Raw genomic sequence first — 25,840 nt, forward strand, 5'->3', positions numbered from 1 at the left:
GGGAAGATTGATGATTATGAGCCCAATCGCTATAGCGATAGAACAACAAGAGCCGTATGACGGGAGACTGTCACGTACGGTTCTGTGAGGGCCTTGGGGTGAAATTCCCCTTGGCTACTCGACTACTTTACCTATTGTTTAAGGCCATTTCACAGAAGATATCTACCCTATTTCAGGCCTTCTCCATCCTACATGTCGTTATGCCAAATGGGGCATAGAGCGGGCAAAATCCAACGGCACTCGTCAACAGGAAAACGATGCCAAGCACCACCAGGATGACTCCGACTGTGCCTGTAACTGTTCCACTGAAATATAAAATTCCAAAAATGACGGCCACCAGCGTTCTCAGTGCTCGGTCGGCAGTTCCCATATTCTTTTTCATGATCTTCTCCGTTACTATTGGGATTTAACTTTAATAAAGAATAGGACTCCTTCCTGCCATAGTCAGTGATTAAGGTCACACAAGATCAATTATTTTAATTCTATTTCGGCCCAGCTCCACCATGCCGTTCTTCTCCATCTGTTTGAGCAGCCGGGATACCACCTCCCGCGAACTGTTTAGCTCTTCAGCCAGCTCCTGGTGAGTGATGTGCAGGATCTTTCGTTCAAGTGCTTCCGACCGTTCCGCCAACAGTTGTTGCAGTCGGCTGTCGATCTGTTGGAAGGCGATCTGGTCGAGCATCTTCAGTAACTCTTCAAACCGCTGCTGGAAAGTAGCCAGTACAAATTCTCGGAAAACAGGATCAGAACTATACCAGTGGTGAACTTCCGAGACAGGCATCGCAACGAGCTTCGTTTTTTCCAGCGTAACGGCTTTGACTTGGCTTTTTTCGCGAGAAAGTGTGCTTGTCAACGTCATAGCACAGCTCTCACCGGGATGGATATGGTATAGGAAAAGTTCATGACCGGCGTCGTCCTGCCGGAGCACCTTTACGGCGCCATCGAGCACAAACGGGACAACCTGGATGGGTGCACCGATATGCAGTAGCTCTGATTGTTCCGGCAGTTCTTTAAAGCTACTTCTCTCAATGAAGTGGAGCGCTTCTTTACTCTTATTAAATTTTGAGAAGACACTCAGGAATTCATCTGTCATAGTATGATGATGTTTTAATGACCTTCAAGTAAAGTGATGGTAATCTTAAATTTTTCGCCAACAGCTTTTAATTTAAGAAAGAGTTCAATAACCTGTCCCACACCATCAAAAAAAGTCAGTTATGCGCATACGGTGCTGAATTATTGAGTGCCGTTCGTGTGTTTATCTATCTATCCGAAAACAAAAAAATCGTGAGATCATGAAGACCAAAAGTCTAAAACTACGTCAGCTCATACCAATACTACTTTGTCTTTTTCTGCTCCTAATGTATGTGGAAATGGCCTCAGCCCAGTCCGAGAAGGGGCTAACACCCGAGCATGTAGCCAAGATCAAAAGCGTGGGGAGTGTTGAGGTATCCCCTGATGGCAACAGCATTGCCTACACCTTGCGGGTACAGGCCGATCCCAAAAAATCGAATGAAACAGCATCCGACCACCTGTATCTTTACAACAGGCAAAGTGGATCCTCAGTCCCGTACTTTACGGATGCTGATGTCGGGGTAGTGAAATTTCGTCCCAAACATAATTCACTCACTTTCTTGACACGGAAAGAAGGCGACGAAGCAACCTCACTGTATGAAATAGCTTTGGATGGCGGGGAAGCCCGGAAAATCTACTCCTTCGAAACCTCCATCGCCGGATACGATTGGGCCGCCGACGGGGAACATCTGGCATTTATGGCCAGTGAGCCGGTTGAGAAGGAGGAATCCGCCCTGCCGTATGAGCCCGAAATTTATGAAGAAAATCTCGTTCAGCGGCGCGGCTATATTACTAATGTAACACAAGAAGACCATGAGCCGCATCGCGTGCAGGTTGAGGGCTCAATCTACCAGATACATTGGAGTCCCGACGGGGAGCGCCTGGCTATTGCGGTAACTCCAACCCCGCTGGTTGACGACTACTATATGCACCAGCAGATGTTGATTGTGGATCATGCCGGTGAAAAAGTGCTGGGACAGGTTGATCATGAAGGCAAACTCGGACAGATTGCATGGAGTCCCGATGGAGAGCACCTTGCCATGATTGCCGGGGCCAATATACACGATCCCATTGACGGGCGCCTTTTTGTGGTATCGGCTGATGGAGGTACTCCACAAAACCTGAAGCCGAACTACGAGGGCAAATTCGAGCAGTTCTCTTGGAGCGATAATAGCACGCTGTATTACCTGGCCAGTCAAGGCGTGTGGTCTACTTACGGAAGCATCAATGCCGACGGCTACAATATGCAAACCATTGTGGATACCGGCGGTCCGATTTTGGGCGAGTTTTCAAAGGCAGGCAATGACCGCTTTTGTAGCTGATGCACCAACGCACCCGAATGAACTCTACCTGATAGAGAAGAGAAACCAGGCACCAAAGCGGGTTACCAACAGTAATCCCTGGCTTGAGGGCCTGAAGCTTGGTCGGCAGGAGATGGTGACCTACGAGGCCCGTGATGGCAAAGAGATCCAGGGGCTTTTGATCTACCCGGTAAACTATCAAGAAGGACAGCGCTACGCGGTCATTACTGTTGTGCACGGCGGACCCGAAAGTCACTATAACAACGACTGGCTCACGGCGTACTCCCTGGCCGGGCAGGTGGGAGCGGCTCAAAATTATGCGGTATTCTATCCCAACTACCGGGGCAGTACCGGTCGCGGTGTGGAGTTTTTGATGAGCAGCCAGGGCGATCTTGCCGGTGCCGAGTTCGATGATATCGTCGACGGCGTGGACTACCTCATTGAAGAGGGCATTGCCGACGGCGATCGGGTAGGCGTCACCGGCGGCTCGTATGGTGGGTATGCCACGGGCTGGCTTTCCACTAAATACACCGATCGTTTTGCCGCAGGTGTGATGTTTGTGGGAATCAGTGACAACATTTCGAAGTGGGGCACTAGTGATATTCCCGAAGAGCTCTACTTGGTACATGCCCGAAAGCGTATTTGGGAGGATTACCAGTTTTTCCTGGAACGCAGCCCGATCTACCACGCAGGTAATGCTAAAACGCCGCTGCTTATCATGGCAGGCAAGGAAGATACGCGTGTGGACCCGGGGCAGTCGTATGAACTATACCGCCACCTCAAAACCCGTACCGACACACCGGTCCGGCTGGTCCTTTATCCCGGCGAAGGTCACGGCAATGCTCATGCCACCGCCCGCTATGACTACAACCTGCGCATGATGCGCTGGTTCAATCAATACCTGAAAGGGGAAGAGGAAGGTAAGCCCGATTCAGAAATTGAGCTGGAAGCGGTAGGTGTTAGTAATTAATTGTTTTAATAGAACGCAGATGAGGCGAATAGTTTAGATATTCCCGGATTAACAATTAATATCCCAGACCTCTGGTTGCCGGAGAAATATTCTAATTTCTTATAGTTGGTAGTGAGTTATATCGTTGGGAGGGAGGGCGTTCCGCAGCGGAGATACGGAACGAGATAGAGCTTATAATGAGATCTAATCTTTTAAGGAGTCATCTCGACCAGCGGGAGAGATCTTTGCTGAAAAGGGCATGATTGGATATTCAAGGTCTACAATCTCCACCCACAAGCATCTGATGATACTGCCGGGCTGGGACGCTCACAACCGTGATGCTTAGAGGGCGCCAGGTTGGTAACATATAAAAAACGGATAACACAGAAAGTCAACAATCCGTGTTATCCGTATTATCCGTGTTCTATTCTTAACGTCTATTACGTAGTATACTCGGCGTTGATGCGGATATATTCATAGGAGAGATCGCAGCCCCAGCCGGTGGCCTCTTCCGTACCCTCGTTGAGATCTAGGATGACGGTGATGTTGGAGGATTTCATCTCGTTTTTGACCTCCGATCGCTTGTCATCCAGTGGCTGGCCCTCTTTGAGGATCTGCACGCTTTTTTCGGGATTGGAACCGATATAGAGGTCCACTTTTTCTGGATCGAACTCCGCACCGGCGCGGCCCGCAGCACCCATAATGCGACCCCAGTTGGGATCAGTGCCGAAGATGGCCGTTTTAACAAGGCTGGAGTCGGAGACAGTCCGCACAATTTTCCGGGCGTCCTCTTCCGATTTGGCTCCCTTCACCTGGTATTCTACGAGTTTGGTAGATCCTTCACCGTCAGAGACGATCAGTTTCGCCAAGTGAGTGCAGAGCTCTTCCAGGTGCGTGTAGAACCGCTCGTAATTTTCATCCTTGGAGGTGATCATCTCATTTTCGGCCATGCCGTTGCACATCACGGCCACCATATCGTTGGTGGAGGTGTCTCCATCCACGGTAATCATGTTGAAGCTTTTATTTACCGCCTCGCGCAGTGCCTCATCCAGCAGCTCGGGCTCAATGGCCAGGTCGCAGGTTATGAACGCCAGCATCGTCCCCATGTTCGGGTGGATCATGCCGGATCCCTTGGCGATACCGGCCATATTGATTTTGATGCCGTCGATCTCAAAATCGGTAAATCCCTCCTTGGCAAACGTGTCGGTGGTGAGGATGGCGTTTGCACACAGCGACCCAGCCATATCGCGGTCGGAGAGCTTTTTGACGCTGGTTTCGATTCCTTTCAGCACTTTTTCAGTGGGAAATGGTTCGCCGATGAGCCCGGTGGAGGCGACCAGCACTTCTTCAATCGGGATATCCAGCAGTTCAGCAGTTTTCTTAGCCATTGCTACGGCTCCACGATATCCCGCATCCCCGGTACAGGCATTGGCGTTGCCAGAATTGACCACAATCGCCTGCGCTTTCCCGTTTTTGATATGCTTGCGGCTCACCTTTACCGGCTCTGCACAGACTACATTTTGAGTGAAAACTGCTGCAGCAGAAGCGGGTTTTTCGGAGTAGATCAATGCGAGGTCGCGACGTTTCGATTTAATGCCCATGTGGCATCCCCAGCATTTGTAGCCTCGTACGTGTGTAATGTTATTCAGCATGATAAAACAATAATTAGGTCGATATTAAAATCTGTGTAATGTAATTCGTTTTGCTCATTGTGGTTATCAGGGACTCAACGGCGATATTTGCAGCCCGGAGCGCTCGATGAATCCAAACATCAGGTTCATATTTTGGACAGCCTGCCCGGCAGCCCCCTTCACCAGGTTGTCAATAGTGGAGACGGTCACAATGCGATTGGTCCGTTCGTCATAGGTCACGTGGATATCGCAGTAGTTGGAACCGCGTACATGCTTCACATTCGGCGGATGATCCACGACCCGGATGAAGTGCTCTTTTTCATAGAAGCTGTAATACCATTCCCCGAGGTAATCGCCGTCAACCTCCCCGGAAGGAGTAGAATAAGTAGTGGTCAAAATGCCCCGGTCGATCGGCAGCAGGTGCGGCGTAAAAATAATTTCGGTCTCTCTGCCGCTGAACTTTTCCAGGTTGAGCTGAATTTCCGGGGTATGGCGGTGATTGAGCAGCCCGTAAGCCGAAAAATTGCCAAAAACCTCCGGGAAGTGGGTGCTCTGTTTTGCTTTGGCACCGGCCCCGGTCACTCCCGATTTGGAGTCTACCACAATCTGGCTTGGTTCGATTACATCATTTTTAATCAACGGTGCCAGGGCAAGAATAGCAGAAGTAGGGTAGCAGCCCGGGTTGGCTACCAGGTCGGCATTGCGAATTTGATCCCGGAACAATTCCGGTAAACCAAAAGCGGCCTTGTCAATAAAGTCGGGGGCGCTGTGTACCTTTTTGTACCACTGCTCATACTCCCCGGCCGAGCCGAGGCGAAAATCACCAGAGAGGTCAATAACGCGGTAATTGCCAGGATCCCAATCCTTGATAAAATCCATAGAAACACCGTGCGGGAGCGCCAGGAACACCAAGTCGAGCTCGTAATTGTCCAGGTTTTCCAGCGGTTCCAGTTCCATCTCAAAACGAGTATGGAAGTGAGGGTTTATTTTTGAGAACTTTGTGCCGGCTTTGCTCTCCGAGGTGATGACTTCAATGCTGACATCGGGATGATCAATCAGTAGCCGGACCAACTCAGACCCGGTATAGCCGGTGGCCCCGACAATTCCTACTTTACGTTTTGACATGTAATGGTTCTGGCTTAAAAATTAGTATTCGTTTGGTAACTGCAGTTGGGAGTTTGGCAGATGATTTATTGCCTTGACAACTGTTCATTGCATCGGGTTCTCAGTTCATTGTGCAAGACAACTGATCTCTATTTGGAATGAAACCTCAATTTGCAGTTCTAAATTAATGCAATTCAATATGTTAGATAGCTCAAAAGTTCGGTGGAAATATAAACCAAAATTGGCAGCAATTCATTTCTAAAGAGTCCCGAAAGCCTGGTCAACAGAACCATGATATCTTTTAATGATTTATTAATAGAGGGCTTTGAAATAATATGGTGTCATTGCGCGAACGGAATGAACGAAGTGCACCGTAGCATTGGCAAAGGTGTGCGAAGTGAATGGAGTGCAGCAATCTCCCCTCGTTGGGAGATCGCCACGCCCCAATCCGCCAGCCGGCGGACGCTATGACAGTTTTATTTACCGCGGTTTTGCAAAGCCGTCTAATAGTTGGTTCTAGGAGTCTGCTTGACTATGAATTTGAAGACTACTTGCGAAAAGGAACTATATTCAATTTTATCCATATCACTAAGCGATGAAGATAGGAGCTTCAATGTTCGGTGCCAATTTCCTACCTTCAACCAACATTAAAACTCAACATTCAACATTTGTAGAATATGCTACACGCCGTAATTATGGCCGGCGGATCCGGAACCCGTTTCTGGCCAAAAAGCACGAAGAAAACGCCCAAGCAATTTCTGAATCTATTCGGAGAGGAGACGATGCTGCAGATGACTGCCGAGCGCATCAAAAAGTTGATTCCTGCCGAGCGGATCCTGGTTATTACCAATGACCGTTATGAAGGGTTGGTGCAGGAGCAGCTGCCTGATTTGCCGGAAGAGAATATAGTTGGAGAACCAATAGCTCGTGATACGGCCCCTTGTGTGGCATTTGCGGCCGGGCTGTTGCGCAAGCGCGATCCCGAAGCTACCATGATTGTGCTGCCGGCCGATCATTATATAGAAAAAGAGGACCGGTTCGTGGATATCCTGGAGACAGCGACAGCCAAGGCAGAAGACGACTGCCTGGTGACGATCGGGATTAAGCCGGACCGCCCCGAGACGGGCTATGGATATATAGAATTTGAGGAAGCCGGCGGCAATACTTTGAAGGGCCGGGAGGTACGGAAAGTGCGCAAGTTCACTGAAAAGCCGGATGAGGAAACAGCTAAGAAATTTGTTGATGCAGGAAACTACCTGTGGAACAGCGGTATGTTTATCTGGAAGGTGGAAACGGTCATCGACCAGTTTGAGCAGCATCAGCTGGAGATTTTTGCCCAAATTGAAAAGCTGGACTCGGTGGATATTGATGCGCCGGGTACACTGCTCAACTTTTACCAGAACTGTCCGGCGATCTCTATTGATTACGGCATTATGGAGCACGCCTCTTCGGTGTACGTGGTTCCGGGCGAATTCGGCTGGAATGACGTGGGGAGCTGGACCGCCCTTTATGGGCTGCGCTCCAAGGATGAAAACGGCAACGTGGTGCAGGCCAAAAACCTACGGACAGAGCAGGCGATCAACAACCTGGTGCAGACGCAGAGCGACAAAATGGTCGCGCTGGTGGGCGTGGAGAACCTGGCCGTTGTGGAAACGGAGGATGCGATATTGGTCTGCAATCTCGATAAGGCGCAGGGAGTGAAGCAGATCGTGAACGCATTGAAGGAGTCAGAGGAGACTGAGCGGTTTTTATAATGAGATAGCTTTTTCGAGGTGTCTCGTTTCGTGACATTGGTGCCGAACTTCAAAAAGTTGCGAGTGGAGTTGTACTCCCGAGCCAATCTTTGTCTGGAGTGCAACTCCCTCCTAACGATAAATTAGGTTTAGTCATCTCGTTCCGTACCTCCGGTGCGGAACGTTAGTTATCATTGGACCTCTGGTCCATTTAGATTAATCAATCATCGGCAACCAGAGGTTGCAAGGGGGGCGTGGCTGACCGGAGGTCAGGCACGAGATTTAAGCACACATACCGGATCTAATCCAGCTCCAAAACCAGCTGATCGTAGGCCAGCCGTACGTGGTCGGGGAGACGCTGGTTGCTTTCCTTGTGATTGACTTTCGAGTTCATGTGGATAAGGTAGGTATGGGGGACCTCCAGCTTTGTAGCCTGTTCTACCGCTTCCTGGATCGTCATGTGTGTGGGATGTTCCGGTTTCCAGCGGAGTCCGCTCAGCACCAGCACTTCGGAGCCTTTTATCAACTCTTCCGTCTCTTCCGGTATCTGTTTGACATCCGTCAGGTAGGAAATATTGCCCACGCGAAACCCCATGACATCCACCTTTCCGTGGTTGGCGCGCAGCGGGGTGATGGCCAAGTCCTGGAACTGGAAAGCTGAATTCACCACATTCAGCTCCACCGATGTAGCTCCTGGATAGCGATCGTGACCGAACATATACTCAAACCGGCGCTTGATCGCCTCTTTGCAGGAATGGGAAGTATAGACTGGAATGGTTTGTTTCTGCTTGTAGCAAAATGGGCGCAGGTCGTCCAGCCCTGAGATATGGTCCATGTGCTCGTGGGTGATGAGTACGGCATCTACACGGGTGATGCCGGCGCGCAGTGTCTGCAGGCGGAATTCTGGGCCAGTATCAATGACGACAGAAGATTTTTCGGTCTCAATCCAAGCGGAGCAGCGCCAGCGTTCATCCCTTGGGTCGCCCTTCAGACGTTCGCTACCGAAACCGCCCGCCGTAGGTACTCCCATTGATGTTCCGGTGCCGAGAAAGGTAAACTTCATTATTCCTGGTCAAAGTCAAGTTCATCAATTTCTTTGTCACTAAACCGGTCAAAACGGTCCCACAACTCTTCAAGCTCTTTACGCACAGCGGGCTTGATGTAGGTATCCTGCATGTTCAGCTTTTGTAACACACGTGCCAGGATACCGACTTGCAGTTCCACCGGGCGATTCTTGTTAATCATCACCAGCTTGTCACCCTCCACGATGCAGTGGTCCCCACGGAATGTGCCACGCTCTTTTCGGATTTCATAGCCGGCCTGGCCCACCAGCTCTTCGAGTTCTAATAGTAGTTTATCAGGCTTCATTGGTTAAAATGTTATTCCAATAATGAAACTATGAGATCGAAGATTGTAATCAAACTCTTCTTCTTCAACATCAAAGCGCTTAAAACCATAATCCCAGCCGACTGACATCCCCATATCGCCAAATACACGGTCGATATAGATACGGCTCTTGGTTTCCAGTTCATAAATTTGTCCCCCGAAGATACCACCGGAGGCAAACGAGAATCCGTAGTTCGGAATGGTAGCCACCGTAAACCGAACACGTTCTCCCAGGCGTGCACTCATTTGTCCACCACCACCGAACTCTAGTGTTCCCTGGCGAAACTGGGTATCACCGCCAATACTTTCGTTATTTGAAACGGTAGTAATACTGGATTTTATTTGAAGTGGGATCTGAAATTGGAAGCGCGGAGTACTCACAACACGGATTCCTCGCACAGCTTTCGCACCAGCATCGAAATATCCGATGTTATCGATGCCCGTCAAACGCCCGCCGACACCTATAAAAGCCTCGAACCCAAAGGTCTCAAATCGCAGTCTCATCAGGGGTCCGTCAAACTGGTAGATGCCAGAATCAAGGCCGGAAAAGTCTCCCTGGTAGGTGAATTCAACAGGCTCTAAACCAATATAAACACCAGTTGAGGGCATTAGAGCACGATTTTCCATTCGCTCTTCCTCTTCCACAGAAAACATTTGAGCCTGTAACTGGCTACAGGAAACCGAAATAATAATGAAGGCTAAAATGGGAATAGACAAGAAATAACGCAATAAGTTGGGAGAATAAATCATTTTGGAACTATTCATGTAATTTTCACATTTAATTCTTATACTTTCAGCGTCAAACAAGGGGTTAAACTTATGAAAACTCTTTCAGTACTCTTAGTTATTGTATTAATGAGTGTAGTTGCTACAGATAAAACGGCAGATTCTGTGCACGATTTTGAACTTAATGATATTGAAGGAGAAAAGATTTCCCTAAAAAAGTTTGAAGGAAATGTTCTTTTAATTGTTAACACTGCCTCGGAATGTGGTTTCACCCCGCAGTATGAAGGGCTTCAGGCTCTTTATGAGGAGTATGAGGGCAAGGGACTTACCATTCTTGGTTTTCCGGCCAATAATTTTGGCGGCCAGGAGCCGGGAACGGATGAAGAGATTAAACAGTTTTGTAGTGTGAATTATGGAGTGAATTTCCCCATGTTCTCAAAGATTTCGGTAAAAGGGAACGATATCCACCCGTTATTTGATTACTTGACATCACAGGATAATCCTGATTTCACCGGTGAAATAAAATGGAACTTTGAGAAATTCCTGGTGAGTAAAGAAGGAAAGTTATTGCACCGATTTCGAAGCAAAGTAACTCCGAAAAGTGATGAGATAATAAATGCTGTTGATGAAGCGTTGAAGATGTAGAATTTAATAAGGATCTATCCCTAACATCCCATCACCATCCCGACAGAGGGCCGCAACTGATACTTGCGGCCCTCCTTTTTTATACCAATTATTTAGCTAACCCTTGTACCTGGAAGTGGGTTTCCCATTTCCCTATTTTCAATTGAGTCTGTGGGATCGGAGCACAAATCGCGGTATTTTTACTTTGATGGTGCCCATCGTCTCATGCTCCATGATGTAGTATCCTTCCATAACACCACTGTATGATTTGAGTACGCACGAACTGTTATACTCAAACTCTTCGCCCGGTTCAATAACGGGTTTTTTCCCAACTACGCCATCTCCGTCCACTTCGTACGTTTGTCCAATGGAGTCTTCTATTGCCCAGTGGCGTTTGAGCAGCCGCACATTCTCATCGCCATGATTACGTATGGTAATGAAGTATACGAACACGTTTTTACGCTCAACGGGATTCGATTGGTCTTCCAGATAGAGCGGACGGACTTCCACTTCTACATCATGCGAGATTTCTGTAAAGGTCTTTGTATGTTGCATCACGGTTTCCTGTAATATTTTCTCATATTATAACTGAAATTTCCTTTTTTTCGAATCCTATTTTTATTGAATTTCATCTTGACATAGGTGTAGAAAGAACGTTATATTTGAAGCTCTTAAAACGGCGGGTAAGCTTACTGCTTTTTTGAAATATTGATTTTACGGTCCGGTAGTTCAGCTGGTTAGAACGCCTGCCTGTCACGCAGGAGGTCGCGAGTTCGAATCTCGTCCGGATCGCTTTCCCATAAGCCCTTGACTCACAATGAGTTAAGGGCTTTTTTATTTGTTAAAAATCCGCTAAAATAAGCACTCCAAATTTATTCGGGGACAACAGGGGGACAACAAATTGGATTAACGGCATGAAAATATTTTTGTGAAATGTCCTGAAATCTTGTGCGCGAAATTCATTTTCTATACCTTTTTCGGGAAATTTGTTGGAAACGTTGGTAAGTTCAATCCACTCTTTTTTCACCTAGTAAAAATTATCTACTGATAGATTCTAAACTTTTTTATTGCTGCAAGAAATGAATCAAAATGTATCTAACAAGCAGTCCCCTACCCTGCAAGACTATTCATCGCGATTGGCTGCGGGTGGGCACCTGTTGGGATGGCAAGACCGGAATGAGGAGCATGAAAACTGGGAGGAATTCTTTGAGCTCCCGGACCCCATCACATATTCTACCTCAAATGGTCCCATCAGCTTCCCGGCTGATCAGGGTAAAAGCAACATTTCCCGGAATAGTGGAGACTTACTCGGGCAGAGCAACAATCCTACTGGTTTCGTGCGCCCACTGTACCGGTTTATCAGCAGGAGATTGACTTCCGTAGAGAAAAGTAGGGAAGACTACCGGAAGGTCGCCGGTCAATTTGACTTGAGCAGGCCCCCGATTGATCTTACCGGGCAGATGAGCGCCTACAGGAATGCCCTATCCCTTCAAATTGAGCGGCAAGCAACCCAGGTCTGGCACATTAACCAACAGATCGCTGAGGTGCTTAAAGTTTTTTACCGGGAAACCGGGCAAGCGTTACGCGACCAGCCGAACCTAGAACGTCCCAAAACGGCTAGATCAGACCGTCCGCTAATATTTCGCGAGATCCGTCACCTGTTTGATGTGGCTATTGTAGGTGGAGCAACACTTGAGAGACTTACAAACTATTGGATCCCCGAAATTATCACGTCCAACCGATTTGTCACCGGCCAGCTGAAGGAAGTAACTGCCGGCCGGCTTCTGTCACTCGCCAGGAGTCGTGAACCTATCCTGCAAGTAGCCGAGCGACTGGCCCGCACGAAACTGCCTCTGGAAACCATGCTCGAACATCTTATTTCGGGCCGGGACTTCTCTGAGGTCGATCATGCCTGACGAAATATGCCCGATCCGTGGCTGGTCGCCCGCGACTTCCAGCGGCGAGCGAAATACGCAGTCTATGAGGTTGATATCGTTGCCATGGCGATGACCGAGACCCGGGAATACATCCTGGCACATAATCTGAATAGCCTCAGGCGTCACGTCGAAGCGATTAAGCGGATCGTAAGCGCCAAGATCCCCGTCCATCCTGATCCCAAGACCATCAGAAACTGGATCACCACCTATGGGCAGCAGATCTTCGGGGAGGAGGTAACAACTTCTCGCACGCTCTAAATTCAAATTCCACTCTTGCCAGCCTAAATACCATCTATCACCGGAGGCCCGAGGACTTGTATTCCAGCTTTCAGGAGGCTTACCATGATATCAACCAATAACTTGTAATTAATGTTGATATCATGAGCACCCTTCAAATTGTACGTCCTAAACAGCTTGCTGAACTACTTTCGGTTTCCACCGTAACCATCTGGCACATGGAAAAACGAGGTGAGCTCCCTCGGCGCAAGCAAATTTTTACCCGCACGGTGGGATGGCTGGAAAGTGAAATTAGAGAGTGGCTACAGCAGCGCCCGCTAGTACAGTCTGTTGATCAAATGGATGAAATATGATGGTTTTTGTATTTCGCATTAGATCACCCGCAGACTGACTAATAATTTTAGCATAAAAAGTAAGAAAGAAACATTTCCCCAAAAGTGTAACAAACCAACCGCGAGTATCTCTTTATATCATTTTCGTTTTTGGATACAACAATAGGCAAAAAGTAAATCTACACGAGTGAAAAGCGCCATGACAAACGGCGTTAAAGATGCCCTTTCTACAAAATAAGTAAAGGGTTCGGCACAGGTTAATCGTAAAAAAGAGCTCCTTAGACTTATCGAACGGCTGTCTTCAGTAGTTCAAGAAGTGCAGTCTGAACATCCCGATCGAGCCGGAGCTCTGTTTCGGCCGATAGCAGGGCTTCAATCTCACTTGTCAACTTCTTGATCTGGGTGGTACGATTGTCCAGCAGCTGCCGGGCACCCAGCTCGGCGGCTTCCTCCTGATCGCTGGCGGTGAATGGGGTCCCCGTTCCCGTCAGCAACCAGTTGAGGTTAATTCCGGATTCGGCGAGGCGGACCAGCGTAGAGCTGTTGACCTCGGTCTTGGTCCCGTTTTTAAGTTCGGAAAGGACCGACCGGTTGACACCCGTTCCGCGCTGCATTTTGGAGACGTTCCCCTCGTAATATTCTTCGAGCAGATACTGGACATTCTCCTGCAGTATTTCGCCTGATTTTTTTTTCAACTTTTTCCCTTTCCTCAAGTGGTTGTTTCTGTTGCAAATGGAACGAGCCCTTTCCTACAATAGTTCCCATCGCAACAGTTTTAGTTGTTTTTGATGTTATCCCGTCACTACTTTACCCCCTATGGGTATCGGTTTTCCGAGCCGATGCCGCCCATGATTATACCATTTACCTCAACACTTTAAAAGATCATTAATCGATGAACGGACCGATAACCAAATTCGAAATCAATCGCATCCGCCTGGGGCTCATCAAACGAGAACTCTTTCGCCAGCATGACTCCTATAACGAGTTCCGCAGTGAGGTGTTCCCTGACGTCCGGCTCAATGCCTTCCACCAGTGGTTTAAAAAGCCCTACTACATCTCCGACGGGCGCCTGTGCGCCATGGAACAAGCCCTTGGCATCACCACCGGCCAGCTGCAGGCCCGCCTGGAAGAGGCGTTCGGGCTCTCCTCGCAGGCCCTGCAGGCCGTCAAAGGCATACAACTGACCTCCACTGAACCTCAACTATTATAAGCTGAAATAGTCGACTATCAGCCGCAGTATATGCGTAATTCGCTTTATCTGAACCGGGGCGATTATACCTTCGCAGAAATCAGTTACTTTAGTGGGGTAGATGCCTCCGAATGGTCTTGGGCCACTCGATTTCTGGATGTGGACCTGGATGGATACGAGGATATTGTCATTAATACCGGGTTCGCCTACGACTCTATTGATATGGATTATTATACGGAGTCAAACCATAGAAAGCGGGCCATTAATCTCGATGAGACTCCAAGCCTGAATCTCAGGAACAAGATTTTTCGCAATAATCGTGATCTGACCTTCACCGAAAAAAGTGAGGACTGGGGTTTCACTGAACAGGATGTATCATACGGTCTGGCTACTGCCGACCTGGACAACGACGGTGACCTGGATATTGTCAACAGTCGCTTTAATTTTGACGTTGCTATTTTTGAAAATAAATCAAATGCCCACACGCATCGGGGTACGGCTTAAAGGCCGTGAGAAGGAGTCTCAGGTTATAGGTACCGAACTCATCCTTGAGGGTGGTCCCGTAAAGCAACCAAGGAACTTACTTCCGGGGGAGATTATTTGTCGAGCTCAACTGCACACTTTGCTTTTGCTGCTGATCCGGAAAATTTAAATCATCTCTTGGAAATCCACTGGCCAAACGGCACCGTTACGCAAATTGACAGCGTTCAGGCGAACCGTATTTATGAAATAACTCTGCCGAAAGGTAATAAAAATACAAATGTGGATACATCCTCTCCCGCAAGTTCAGAACAAGGCCAGTTGTTTGCTGATGTTTCAGAGAGAATTGATCATCACCACCATGAAGATTGGCACGACGACAGGCTGGTGCAGCCCCTACTACCCATTAAACTGAGCTACCTCGGACCTGGTATTTCTTGGATAGATTACGATCAGGATGGCGATGACGACCTGTTTATACCTTCCGGCAAAGGGGGGAGTCTTGGAGCCTTTGAAAATCTCGGTAAAGGGGAATTTTCTCCCCTCTCATTGGATGGACTCACCGCCGCAACGAACTCCGATCAAACCACTATACTGGGCTGGAATTCAACAGGAGGAACCAACCTGTTGCTGGGAAATATGAACTATGAAACCAGGGATCAAAGGACTCCCTCAGTGTTGAATTACGTTTTCCGGGATGGGCCTGTAGCTAAACGAGGCAGTATTCCAGGCCTGTTCTCCACAACCGGTCCCACTGCCGCTGCCGACTATGATGGCGACGGTGATCTCGACCTATTTGTGGGCGGTCGTTTTGTTCCGGCACAGTATCCAGTAAGTGCCACCTCGCGGTTGTTTATCAACGAAAATGGGGAGTTTACGCTGGATCAAACTAATGCTGAAATATTGAAGGATGTTGGTCTGGTAACCGGCGCGGTGTTTTCTGATGTTGATAGCAACGGGGATCCTGATTTATTGCTAAGCCGTGAGTGGGACTCCTTACTACTGCTAGAAAATGAGAATGGCACTTTTGAGGATGTCTCTTCTGCATACGGGCTTGAGTATCTAAGCGGTTGGTGGAATGGGATTGCGACCGGTGATTTTAATAACGACGGGCGCACTGACATTGTAGCCACGAACTGGGGGTTGAATTCTCCATACAAGCTTGATACCAATTTCCCCCTCACTATGCATTACCGTGATTTTAATCGTGACGGAAGTACCGATATTATTGAATCGTACTACTCGCAAGAGATCGGAGCATACGTCCCCCGCCAGCAGCTTGAAGCCTTGCAACCGCTTTCTTCGGTGTTACTGCGCGGAGTCTCCAGCCATACAGAATATGGCCGAACCTCTTTGCGTGGACTCCTGCAAGTCAGACCGGAAAGCCTTCCGTCGCGGGGTATAAACAGGTTGGCCCATACGCTGTTTATCAATCGTGGCGACCAATTTGAAGCCCTTTCCTTGCCTGACGAAACGCAGTTTTCAGCTGCATTTGGCGCTACCGTGTTTGATTATAATAATGATGGGAATGAAGATCTTTTCCTGAGTCAAAATTTCTTTGGAACACCTCCTGATATGCCAAGACTGGATGCCGGTCGCGGCCAGCTGCTGGAGGGGGATGGCACAGGGCATTTCAGTGCTGTGCCCGGACAGGTCAGCGGAATAAAGGTGTATGGCGAGCAGCGGGGGGCCGCGGTTAGTGATTTTAACAAAGATGGGAAAGCGGATTTGGCCGTAACTCAAAATGATTCGACGACCAAGCTCTATACGAATCAGACAACAAGACGTGGGATTTCTGTTCATTTAGTGGGCGACGGGGAAAATAAATCGGCTATCGGATCCTCCGTCCAGCTGGTTTATAGCGATGGTACAATCGGACCGATGCGTGAAATCCAGGCAGGCTCAGGGTGCTGGTCGCAAAACAGTGCCATGCAAGTGCTAGGAATAGATGAACGCCGGGAAGCCCAACGTATTCGCATTCATTGGTATGACGGAGAAATCCAGGAGGTACTAATTGAACCGGATCAATGGAGTTACCGGGTTTCTAAGGGGTAGAATAGCTGGCAATCTCTTACTGGCTAGACCTAATGTAAGCAACTCCGAGGCCTTAACAAGCCTCGGAAGGTAGCATTATCATTTTCTTTTTCTTTGCGATGATTCTCTCACAATAAGCTCGGGGGTGAGAATTACTTTCTGAGGAAGTTTATTGTCGTTTTCTTGTCTATCCTTAGAAATTCGATCTATAAAAATTTGGGCCGCTATTTCTCCTAGTCTTCTACTGTGTTGCTCCACAGATGTAATGGTTGGCGTAACGTATGAAGTAAATTTTTCATTGCTGAATCCAACAATAGCTACATCGTCAGGAATTTTCACCCCTTTCGCTTTTAGTACTTGAAGAGCTCCTAAAGCCGGATTATCGGAGGCTGCGAATATGGCATCAGGCTTTACAGACCGGTCCCACAATTTAGTGGTTAGTTGTTGTCCATCTTCAATACTGGTATCACTCTCAAAAACTAAATCCTCTTCAAAATTGATATCATTGTCTTTTAAGGCTTGTTTATACCCTCTTAGACGTTCATCGTAGATATGAACCCCCATATTACCAGAAATATGGACAATTTTTTTACATCCTTGCTCAATTAAATGGGTTACAGCTTTATAAGCTCCTTTATAATCATCTACGGCAACCACATCCGAATCCAACGAATTATCAAATCGGTCGAATAGAATAAGTGGAATGTCTTGATCGATTACATCTTGATAGTGACTGAAGTCCGATGTATACATAGCGTGAGAGGCAATAATTCCATCTACTCTAGCCCGGTACATTGTTTCAAGGTTTTTTATTTCAGTATTCTGATCGTCATGGGACTGAAATATCACAATGTTATAGCCTGCCTGTTGAGCAATTTCTTCAATACCCCTTATGGCGGAGGCAAAAAAACTCTCATCAGTGTGGGGTACCATTACCCCAATAAGATTACTACTCCCTTTTACTAGGGCAGTAGCTATAGCATTAGGACGGTAGTTCAGCTGCCTTGCAACCTTACTTACTTTTTTTTTGGTGGTCTCACTTATATTAGGATGATTTTTTAATGCTTTAGATACTGTTGAGACATCGATGTCAAGTTCGTTGGCAATATCTGTTAGTGTTGCATTCTTTTTCTTCATAATGATGTTTTTTCAAAAAAAATCAAGCGATTGAATATAGATACACTAAGTATGTGAATCAAAAAGTAGATTTCTTGAAAAATTATTGGAAATAATGTGTCTTTGTGTTGTTTGTTAGTCCCTTTTTCGCACAAGATAGGCAATAAATTTTGTTGATATTTACAGTCTGTGAGTCTAAAGAGTGATTCCTATTAGTAGGTAATTCAAACGTTTGATTATAAAAAGTGTTCTTTGGTGTAATTAAACACCTTATTTTTAGAATTTTTTGTAGTGTATTTGTAATAATAATTGAATTGAAGAAAAAATGTTGCAGATAAGTTATGATTGGTTATACTATAATATATTCAAACGTTTGAATACCACGAGATTTAACCTCGTGAGGAAATAATAACAACAAAAGGGTAAGGGGATAATCATGACTCTTTATATACAATTTAAAAAGTTTGCACTTTTGATGGTGTTAGCAACTTTCATTGTGCATGTTGGGCATGCCCAACAAGTTGAGGGCGTCGTTACCGACGCAGAAACAGGAGAAAGTCTACCAGGTGTTAATGTGGTGGTACAAGGTACAACGTCGGGTACATCAACTGATTCCGAAGGAAATTACAGCCTAAATGTACCATCGCTACAAGACACGTTGGTATTTTCTTTTATCGGCTATCAGACACAAAGTGTTCCTATCGATGGAAGGTCAAGCATAGATATTGCTTTGCAGTCGCAAGCAATTAGCGGAGAAGAGCTAGTTGTGGTAGGTTATGGTACGCAGGAAAAAGCGAATTTGACTGGATCTGTCTCATCAATAGGCGGTGATGAAATCGCCAAGCGTCCTGTGACAAATACAGCTTCACTTTTGCAAGGTCGTGCACCAGGTATTCAGGTCGTTCAAAATTCAGGTCAGCCTGGAGCCGAAGATGTCAACATTCAAATCAGAGGGCAAGGTACATTTAGTGGTGCCGGTTCCGAACCTTTAGTTTTGATTGATGGAGTGCCGGGCAGTCTCTCGGATGTAGCTCCCAACGATATAAGCAACATAAGTGTGTTAAAAGATGCGGCATCGGCATCAATTTATGGTGCAAGAGGTGCAAATGGTGTAATAATAGTTGAGACAAAGGAGGGACGTTCAGGCGAATTTTTAGTCTCCTACCAAGGACAATATGCCATCCATACCCCTACGAAAAGTTTGGATCTAATTACGAATTCAGCTGAATATATGCGGCTTTTCAATGAAGCTAGGCGTAATACAGGGATAACAAGTGGATTGTATCCCGAAGAGGAGATTGCAAAATATGAGAATGGTGATAGTGAACAATATCCAAGTACCGATTGGATGGACATCATGATTGATCCTGCCCCGGTTCATGAACACCAGCTTAATTTCAGCGGGGGTAATGAGGCCACCACCTACCGTGTGTCATTAGCTTATACAAACCAAGATGGGGTTATGAGGGGTTTTAACTATGAGAGGTTCAATACAAGAGTTAAGGTGAGCTCCCAAGTAACTGAGGCTATAGAATTTGGGGGGAATATTGGACTTCAAAAAGGTATGCGTGAAAACCCTGCTCAGAGTGGAGAGGATACCTATCTTTCAACATTATCACAGGCTCCAACCTATAGGCCTACATTACCCGATGGAAGATATACTTTCAAAGCATATCCATTTGAATACAATAACAAGAATACGGTAGCTATTGTTGAGAATGAAGTATTCAGTAATATCACTAATTACACAGTGAACTCGCAGTTATGGGTAAATATTGATTTTTCAGATAAATTGACATGGTATACCAAGGGTGCTGTTAATGCCGACTTTGATGAAAATAAAACCTTCCGACCGGAGGTTCAGCTGTACAATTACCATACTGGTGAGCCTATGAGTTTTTTGGATGTTGGAGGGAGAGGATTGACCGTAAATGATAACCGAAATATCTTCACCAATCTCTACAGTTATTTCAATTATACAGATACCTATGGGCAGTTCCATAACTTTCATGCACAGGTAGGTTACAGCCAAGAAGAAAATACCTACCAATATCTTGAAGGCTTCAGGCAAGAGTATGTTACTAGTAACCTGCGAGTATTGAATGCAGGGACCCCCTCAATTCAGAGAGCCAGTGGACTTGAAGAATCTTGGGCCCTGATGTCAATATTCGGCAGGGTGAACTACAATTACGATGAGCGTTATTTCTTGGAGGCAAATCTTAGATATGACGGAACTTCAAGGATATCACCACAAGAACGATGGGGACTTTTTCCCTCATATTCTGTTGGTTGGAGGATAAGCGAAGAAAATTTTATCAGCAACAGTAGTGCAAGTTCTTGGCTCAGTGAGTTGAAGCTTCGCGCTTCTTATGGGGAGCTGGGTAACCAAAATATTGGTTTATATCCTTATCAAAGTCTGCTGACATTTACCGGAAATTACTCATTCGACAATAGTCAACTTTCTCCTGGTGTAGCCCAAACCAGTCTTTCAAACCGAAATCTGAAATGGGAAAGCACAACCGTACTGGATATCGGAATGGATTTGACACTATTTGAAAGCCTGGATATTACGTTTGACTGGTATAGTAAGCGAACCGAAGATATCTTGCGCTCTTCACAGGTTACAGATCTCGTGGGATTATCTGCTCCTGTGGTAAACAGCGGTGAGATGTTGAATAAAGGCGTAGAGTTGGGTATTCAGTACAGGAAGTTTGTGAATGGAGGAGCACTTGACGGCCTGCAATATCAAATAGGTGTTAACTTTGACAAATACACCAATGAGTTGGTTACGTTCGGCGAACGCGAAATACGCAGTTATTCTATTTTGCAAGAAGGTGAAGAGTGGGATGCTTTTTATATGTTAGAAACGGAGGGTATCTTTCAGTCCACCGAGGAGGTTAACAACGCTCCACCACAATTTAGTGATAACACTCAACCGGGCGATCTGAGATATAAAGATCAAAACGGTGATGGAGTAATCAATCAGGATGATCGGGTAATAATAGACGGGCGGCACCCTGATTTCAACTATTCCTTTAATTTAAGTGGTCAGTGGAAGGGATTTGATGCCTCTCTGTTTTTCCAAGGAGTCAAAGGCCAAAAATACTTTGCTACCAACTGGGGGCAGCTACCATTTACACAGGGCTCTCCACCGGCAGAGTATTGGAAAGATCGGTGGACAGAAGAAAATCCATCAGAATCCTTGCCCAGGATATATTTTGGATTTAATGCACCCCAAAAGTTGACACGCCCGTCCACTTTTTGGTTAGAGAATGGATCCTATCTGAGGCTTAAAAATGTAAATGTAGGGTACACTTTTGGCTCAGAACTGGTTGGTACTATTGGCTTACGTTCTGCACGTATCTTTTTCTCAGGTGATAACCTACTGACATTCACACCTTTTCCTGGTTTAGATCCTGAAAGGGCAGGTAGTGGAAATTTTGTCAGATATCCACAAAACAAGGTCTACTCATTTGGTGTAAATGTTGAATTTTAAAAGGGAATTAAACTATGAAAACGCTTAAATATATTCTGTTAATAACACTAGTATTCACTATTGGGGCATGCGAAGACTTCCTTAATAAAACACCCAATGATCAACCTACCGAGTCTACGTTTTGGCAGTCCCAAAGAGATTTTGAAATTGGATTGACTGCAATTTACGGAGATATGGCGGGAAATGGCTACCCATGGGAAGAATTTGCCATGAACTCGGTCCTTTATCCTAATTTGGATAACTTAACAGACAACTCCTATGGTCAACATAACTATGGAGGGTCTCAACAATTAGTTCAAGGCAATATTACTCCTACAACAGGTGGATATATTAATGATGCTTACTCTCACTCCTATGAAAATATTGCCCGTGTCAATATCTTTCTGCAAAACTTGCAGAACTTTGAAGGGGATGGGATTGGTGAAGAAGTAAGGTCAGATTACGAGGCACAAGCTCGTTTTTTTAGGGCCTTCAACTACTGGAAGCTTTACTTCTTTTACGGAGCGGTTCCAGTTATAAAACAGCCGCTTACCCTAGAAAACCAAAACCAGCCTAAAAATAGTGCTGAAGAGGTATTTAATGCATTTCTCGAGGATGTAAACTTTGCAATAAACAATCTTGAGGATGTCCATTATTCCGAGAATGGCGGCCATCTTGTCAAAGCAAGTGCACAGGCATTAAAAGCCAGAGCCCTGCTGTATAACGGCTATGACAGTAATGGCAATCCACAACCCCAGATACTTGAGCAGGTTAGGGATATAACGCAAAGTATTATGCAGGGCGGTTATTCCTTAGCCACGAATTACGTAGATGTATTCCGAGAAGGAACCCAGGAAGGTAATCCTGAGATCATATTTTCAGCTAAATATCTTGCCCCGGATAAAATCCATCATGGAGATCAGATGTATGGAGACTGGCTTGTGGTAAGTCCACTGCCTAGTTTTGTGGACTCGTATGAGGCGAGTGATGGGGAGCCCATTGACCAGTCGGCCGTTTATGATCCCGAAAATCCATTTGAAAATCGGGATGCACGATTGACTAAAACTGTATTCCGGGATGGCCCTTCATTTGAAGAGGGAGGGGCACACTCCCCTACCAATGACGTACCAACCGAGTATGGATTAAAAAAATTCCTGGAACCTGGTCATCTGCCTTATGGCTATGCAACCTTAAGCGACCAAGACTGGGTAATTTTCCGGTATGCCGAGATAATGCTTATGTATGCTGAGGCGCAGAATGAGTTGAATGGCCCAAATGAATCCGTACATGAAGCCATTAACCCAATACGAAATCGCGCAGGACTTCCTGATCTTGACGATAACTTAACACAGGCCGAAATGCGGGAGAAAATACGGCATGAGCGACGTATTGAGCTCGCCTTCGAAGGGCTGCGCTATTACGACCTGAAACGCTGGAGGATTGCTGAAGAGGTCCTAAATAATGTTGATGACGGTATCCTTTCTTATACTTTTGAAGAAAAACATTATCTGTGGCCGTTACCTCAGTCGCAAATAGACCAAAGTAATGGTGAATTAGAGCAGAATCCTGACTATTAAATATTGTGATGTTGAAGCCCGGGAACGGAAAAGATCCCGGGTTTCCATTCTTATGACCCTTCTATTTTGATATTGCGATTTCGCTCTATTGATTACAAAATTGTCAACTTGAGTTAAACTATTTTTTAAGCAGAGCTCAAACGAAGATTAGATTAATCACTTATTCATAAAAGTGAATGTACATTGGCATGAGTTATGTACCAGGTAATTATACCCGTAAACCAGATATTGATATGTCTGACTATTTGTATTATATAGTGGTTTTAATTTTGGAAAAATATAATATATAAGACTGTGTTATTTAATCATCATAACGGGAAGCAAAGATGGATGTAAAAAAAAATATTAAGTGGATTAGTTGGTCCTCATTATTCCTGGCATTTTCAATAATCTCTTTGTCGGCTTATGGCCAGAATAACCGTTTATTTCATAAAAAGCCTGTTTCGAGCTATTCCCTTGTTCCAGAGAATCAGCAGATTTCGCCTATGCCCCTACATGAAAGGGTGAAACGCAATATGGTGCCTGAAAAAGGATTAGCAAGCATTATACCAGGGGGCGGTCACAATGATATGCTTATGTCGGGCAATGGTAAAATGGATGTTCAGGTATACGGTGATCCATTGTCTGAACAAATAGTATTTCGTCATGAACGATTGGTGATTCCCTGGAAGTTGCCCTTTGAAGCACCGGATATTGCCCATGTCTTGCCAGAAGTTCGGAGCCTCATGTTGCAAGATCAGTACAAACGTGCACTTGAACTTTCCTTTGAAGCAGCTACTGAAGCCGGAATGCCACCCGGAACACAAAATCACGATGATATCCCGGCCTTTAGTATGAATATTGAGAAACCGGCTAACGGACCTGTAAAGAATTACCTGCGAACCGTAAACTTTGAAAATGGTGAAATCAAGGTACATTGGGAAGATCAGAAGGGGCAGTGGGAAAGAAGGGCATTTGTTTCACGCCCTGATGATGCTATTGTTCAATTACTCACCGCGCCACAGGGTGAGTCGCTGAGTACGCGGATTAAATTGAATACGTTTCAACCAGAGCCGGCGCCATTAACTCCGTATGGAAACACAGATTCAACTTCAATTACATACGAGAGGGATTATAACAAACAACGATTGGTTCTTGAAGGACATTTTAGTCCGCAAGAGATGAATGTTGGATATGCTGGCGTTGTACGTGTTATTCCTGACGGAGGGGAAGTAAGCGTAGACGATGATATTTTGGTGGTTGAAGGGGTGAAATCCCTAATGCTTTTGACCAAGATTGAATGGTTCCAAAATATCGATGAGAAAAAAGTAAATAAGGTGATTAATGAGCTGGAAACCATTACTCGAGATTATAATGAGTTGCTTGCCCGGAACGAAAAAGCTCAAGCTCTCATCTTTAACCGGGCTTCCCTGAATTTTGACCGTACCCCCCAAGAAAATGCCATGGCAGGTGAAGAATTACTTGCTGACCAGAGAACCCGGATTGGCTACAATACCACGTTGTTGTCCAAACTTTTTGATATGAGCCGTTATTGGCTGATGTTGGAAGGAGGGGGCATCGGTAGTTTTCCACCGATATACGGTCACTTAAATGTTAATGTAAATCTCCAGGTATCAGGAGGGGCAATGGCCAATTTGCCAGAAGCAATGGATTCTTTTTATAGCTGGATTGAAGGGAGTTTACCTGATGCCAAGAAGAATGCAGAAAATATTTTTGGCGCAAGAGGCGCATTGTTTTCGGTACATCCTGATCAACAGCAAGGTGTTTTATATCATTGGGATTATAATTGGCCACATCATTATTGGATATCGGCTGGTGGTTGGGCATACAATCAGTTTTGGGAGCATTATCTTGTAACCGGGGACAAGGAATTTCTCAGGAACCGGATTATGCCGGGGTTAAAGGAACTGGCGTTATTTTATGAAGATTATCTGACGGAAACTGACTCCACGGGCAATTATATTTTTGTACCCTCTTATTCTCCAGAAAATTGGCCTTCTGAAATTTACGATGGTAGACCTTATAAAAATGGCAGGAGTAACGACGTACAAGCGGTTATTAACGCTACCATGGACATAATGATTTGCCGCGAAGTGTTGACTCACCTAATTACGGGTTCAAAAATACTTGGGATGGAAGCTGAAAATATTCCCAAATGGAAGAATATGTTGGAAAAGATGCCAAACTATCTTTTGGATCAAGATGGCGCTCTTAAAGAATGGGCTTGGCCTACCTTGTCCGAAAGGCAAGATCACCGCCACTCTTCTCACCTTCACGGGGTTGCCTGGAGTGATGAAATTACTCCTGATAAAACCCCGGGGTTGGCTAAAGCTGCTTGGTTGGCAAATCGTAAACGAGCGCAAGGCGATGCATCTGGTCATGGACTTTCTCAGCGTGCTTTGGCAGCAGCAAAGTTGAAAGATAGCTATCTGGTTAACTTTGAGTTAAAGCAACTTATAGAGCAAGGCTATTTTGGACCTGCTCTTACATCCTCCCATAATCCTTATACTGGGTTTATGCCTGATTCTCAAGGTTCCATTCTTACTATAATGATGGAGATGCTTGTTTATTCCAGACCAGGTGTTATTGGTTTATTACCAGCGCTCCCTCATACGTTGGAGAAGGGAAATATTAAAGGAATAAATCTCCGCACTTTTGCCACAGTGGATAAAATGGCCTGGAATATGAAGGAAAAAACAGTTGATCTGACAATTACATCGTTGAGAGAGCAAGATATTACACTAATGGTTGGTTATGGTATCGAATCAATTAGTGCGTCCGATGGTGTCTTGGTAGAACACCCTGAAAAAGGGGAGGAAAATTGTACGTTGCAGTTACCTAAAGATAAGTCGATAAAAATCCATGTTAATTTAGGTGATTCTAACCCCTCTGATTGGATTAGAAAAGTTTCTTCACCGTGAGATTTCATGTAAATCAT

General features: G+C 45.8%; 23 protein-coding genes, 1 tRNA gene and 1 pseudogene. 14 read left to right on the top strand and 11 right to left on the bottom strand.

Translation table 11 applies throughout. The features are described from left to right. Positions 1-172: 172 nt before the first annotated feature. Both NC796_RS21850 and NC796_RS21855 read right to left on the bottom strand, forming a co-directional pair. Entirely contained in the window at positions 173-382 is a 210-nt protein-coding gene (locus tag NC796_RS21850; protein ID WP_310687750.1) for a DUF2892 domain-containing protein, read from the bottom strand. Between the two features lie 75 nt (positions 383-457). Beyond that, positions 458-1,093, bottom strand: a complete 636-nt coding sequence (locus tag NC796_RS21855) for a Crp/Fnr family transcriptional regulator (protein WP_310687752.1) — start codon at positions 1,091-1,093, stop codon at positions 458-460. A 199-nt stretch (positions 1,094-1,292) separates the two neighbouring features. On the opposite strand from NC796_RS21855, the gene NC796_RS21860 reads away from it, so the two are divergent. Further along, the gene (locus NC796_RS21860) at positions 1,293-2,393 is read left to right on the top strand and encodes a hypothetical protein (RefSeq protein WP_310687753.1); all 1,101 of its coding nucleotides are present in this window, start codon (positions 1,293-1,295) and stop codon (positions 2,391-2,393) included. Then, entirely contained in the window at positions 2,374-3,342 is a 969-nt protein-coding gene (locus NC796_RS21865; RefSeq protein ID WP_310687755.1) for a prolyl oligopeptidase family serine peptidase, read from the top strand. Before NC796_RS21860 ends, NC796_RS21865 begins: the two co-directional genes overlap by 20 nt. A gap of 419 nt (positions 3,343-3,761) precedes the next feature. On the opposite strand, the gene argJ is transcribed toward NC796_RS21865, so the two are convergent. Further along, entirely contained in the window at positions 3,762-4,973 is a 1,212-nt protein-coding gene (gene argJ, locus NC796_RS21870; RefSeq protein ID WP_310687757.1) for a bifunctional glutamate N-acetyltransferase/amino-acid acetyltransferase ArgJ, read from the bottom strand. Positions 4,974-5,039: 66 nt separating this feature from the next. After that, positions 5,040-6,077, bottom strand: coding sequence for an N-acetyl-gamma-glutamyl-phosphate reductase (argC, locus tag NC796_RS21875; protein WP_310687760.1), 1,038 nt, complete (start codon positions 6,075-6,077; stop codon positions 5,040-5,042). Positions 6,078-6,733: 656 nt separating this feature from the next. On the opposite strand from argC, the gene NC796_RS21880 reads away from it, so the two are divergent. After that, positions 6,734-7,810, top strand: coding sequence for a mannose-1-phosphate guanylyltransferase (locus NC796_RS21880; RefSeq protein WP_310687762.1), 1,077 nt, complete (start codon positions 6,734-6,736; stop codon positions 7,808-7,810). A gap of 280 nt (positions 7,811-8,090) precedes the next feature. Here NC796_RS21880 and NC796_RS21885 read toward each other — a convergent pair whose 3' ends face one another. The 3 genes from NC796_RS21885 to NC796_RS21895 are packed head-to-tail and all read right to left on the bottom strand — an operon-like array spanning position 8,091 to position 9,940. Continuing rightward, a complete protein-coding gene (locus NC796_RS21885; protein ID WP_310687764.1) occupies positions 8,091-8,852 on the bottom strand; it encodes an MBL fold metallo-hydrolase in 762 nt (253 codons plus the stop codon). Further along, positions 8,852-9,157, bottom strand: coding sequence for a hypothetical protein (locus tag NC796_RS21890; RefSeq protein ID WP_310687766.1), 306 nt, complete (start codon positions 9,155-9,157; stop codon positions 8,852-8,854). Before NC796_RS21890 ends, NC796_RS21885 begins: the two co-directional genes overlap by 1 nt. Before the next feature lie 3 nt (positions 9,158-9,160). Beyond that, positions 9,161-9,940 (bottom strand): hypothetical protein, encoded by a 780-nt coding sequence (locus NC796_RS21895; RefSeq protein WP_310687768.1) that lies wholly within the window; start codon positions 9,938-9,940, stop codon positions 9,161-9,163. A 54-nt stretch (positions 9,941-9,994) separates the two neighbouring features. On the opposite strand from NC796_RS21895, the gene NC796_RS21900 reads away from it, so the two are divergent. Next, on the top strand, positions 9,995-10,546 hold the full coding sequence (locus NC796_RS21900) for a glutathione peroxidase (RefSeq protein WP_409070404.1): 552 nt from the start codon (positions 9,995-9,997) through the stop codon (positions 10,544-10,546). A gap of 138 nt (positions 10,547-10,684) precedes the next feature. On the opposite strand, the gene apaG is transcribed toward NC796_RS21900, so the two are convergent. Continuing rightward, complete coding sequence (gene apaG / locus NC796_RS21905) at positions 10,685-11,080, bottom strand: Co2+/Mg2+ efflux protein ApaG (protein ID WP_310687769.1); 396 nt, start codon at positions 11,078-11,080, stop codon at positions 10,685-10,687. Positions 11,081-11,243: 163 nt separating this feature from the next. On the opposite strand from apaG, the gene NC796_RS21910 reads away from it, so the two are divergent. The 4 genes from NC796_RS21910 to NC796_RS21925 all read left to right on the top strand — a co-directional run bounded on the left by NC796_RS21910 (position 11,244) and on the right by NC796_RS21925 (position 13,052). Continuing rightward, positions 11,244-11,317 (top strand) — tRNA-Asp (locus NC796_RS21910). A 287-nt stretch (positions 11,318-11,604) separates the two neighbouring features. Next, positions 11,605-12,441 carry a hypothetical protein gene (locus tag NC796_RS21915; protein WP_310687771.1) on the top strand — a complete coding sequence of 279 codons (837 nt, stop codon included), beginning with the start codon at positions 11,605-11,607 and terminating at the stop codon, positions 12,439-12,441. 6 nt (positions 12,442-12,447) lie between these two features. Continuing rightward, positions 12,448-12,720, top strand: coding sequence for a hypothetical protein (locus NC796_RS21920; protein WP_310687773.1), 273 nt, complete (start codon positions 12,448-12,450; stop codon positions 12,718-12,720). 122 nt (positions 12,721-12,842) lie between these two features. Beyond that, positions 12,843-13,052 carry an AlpA family phage regulatory protein gene (locus NC796_RS21925; RefSeq protein WP_310687775.1) on the top strand — a complete coding sequence of 70 codons (210 nt, stop codon included), beginning with the start codon at positions 12,843-12,845 and terminating at the stop codon, positions 13,050-13,052. 263 nt (positions 13,053-13,315) lie between these two features. Here NC796_RS21925 and NC796_RS21930 read toward each other — a convergent pair whose 3' ends face one another. Beyond that, the gene (locus NC796_RS21930) at positions 13,316-13,726 is read right to left on the bottom strand and encodes a helix-turn-helix domain-containing protein (RefSeq protein ID WP_310687777.1); all 411 of its coding nucleotides are present in this window, start codon (positions 13,724-13,726) and stop codon (positions 13,316-13,318) included. A gap of 179 nt (positions 13,727-13,905) precedes the next feature. Continuing rightward, entirely contained in the window at positions 13,906-14,232 is a 327-nt protein-coding gene (locus tag NC796_RS21935) for a hypothetical protein (protein ID WP_310687778.1), read from the bottom strand. Between the two features lie 39 nt (positions 14,233-14,271). Between NC796_RS21935 and NC796_RS21940 the strand changes: the two genes are divergently transcribed. The 3 genes and pseudogenes from NC796_RS21940 to NC796_RS26905 all read left to right on the top strand — a co-directional run bounded on the left by NC796_RS21940 (position 14,272) and on the right by NC796_RS26905 (position 16,755). Further along, positions 14,272-14,724: a VCBS repeat-containing protein gene (locus NC796_RS21940; RefSeq protein ID WP_310687780.1), complete on the top strand. Its 453-nt coding sequence runs from the start codon at positions 14,272-14,274 to the stop codon at positions 14,722-14,724. A 75-nt stretch (positions 14,725-14,799) separates the two neighbouring features. After that, positions 14,800-14,934 (top strand): annotated as a pseudogene (locus NC796_RS26900) (hypothetical protein); the annotation flags it as partial. Positions 14,935-15,087: 153 nt separating this feature from the next. After that, positions 15,088-16,755: a CRTAC1 family protein gene (locus NC796_RS26905; protein WP_409070405.1), complete on the top strand. Its 1,668-nt coding sequence runs from the start codon at positions 15,088-15,090 to the stop codon at positions 16,753-16,755. 78 nt (positions 16,756-16,833) lie between these two features. Here NC796_RS26905 and NC796_RS21955 read toward each other — a convergent pair whose 3' ends face one another. Next, positions 16,834-17,871, bottom strand: coding sequence for a LacI family DNA-binding transcriptional regulator (locus tag NC796_RS21955; RefSeq protein WP_310687782.1), 1,038 nt, complete (start codon positions 17,869-17,871; stop codon positions 16,834-16,836). A gap of 415 nt (positions 17,872-18,286) precedes the next feature. On the opposite strand from NC796_RS21955, the gene NC796_RS21960 reads away from it, so the two are divergent. The 3 genes from NC796_RS21960 (at position 18,287) to NC796_RS21970 (ending at position 25,823) form a co-directional block, all read left to right on the top strand. Beyond that, complete coding sequence (locus tag NC796_RS21960) at positions 18,287-21,346, top strand: TonB-dependent receptor (RefSeq protein ID WP_310687783.1); 3,060 nt, start codon at positions 18,287-18,289, stop codon at positions 21,344-21,346. A 14-nt stretch (positions 21,347-21,360) separates the two neighbouring features. Further along, complete coding sequence (locus NC796_RS21965; RefSeq protein WP_310687784.1) at positions 21,361-22,902, top strand: RagB/SusD family nutrient uptake outer membrane protein; 1,542 nt, start codon at positions 21,361-21,363, stop codon at positions 22,900-22,902. Positions 22,903-23,228: 326 nt separating this feature from the next. Next, positions 23,229-25,823 carry a glycosyl hydrolase family 95 catalytic domain-containing protein gene (locus NC796_RS21970; RefSeq protein WP_310687786.1) on the top strand — a complete coding sequence of 865 codons (2,595 nt, stop codon included), beginning with the start codon at positions 23,229-23,231 and terminating at the stop codon, positions 25,821-25,823. Positions 25,824-25,840 lie beyond the last annotated feature (17 nt).

Origin of the sequence: Aliifodinibius sp. S!AR15-10 (genome assembly GCF_031569985.1) — a bacterium.
Lineage (GTDB): Bacteria > Bacteroidota > Rhodothermia > Balneolales > Balneolaceae > JAMQKA01.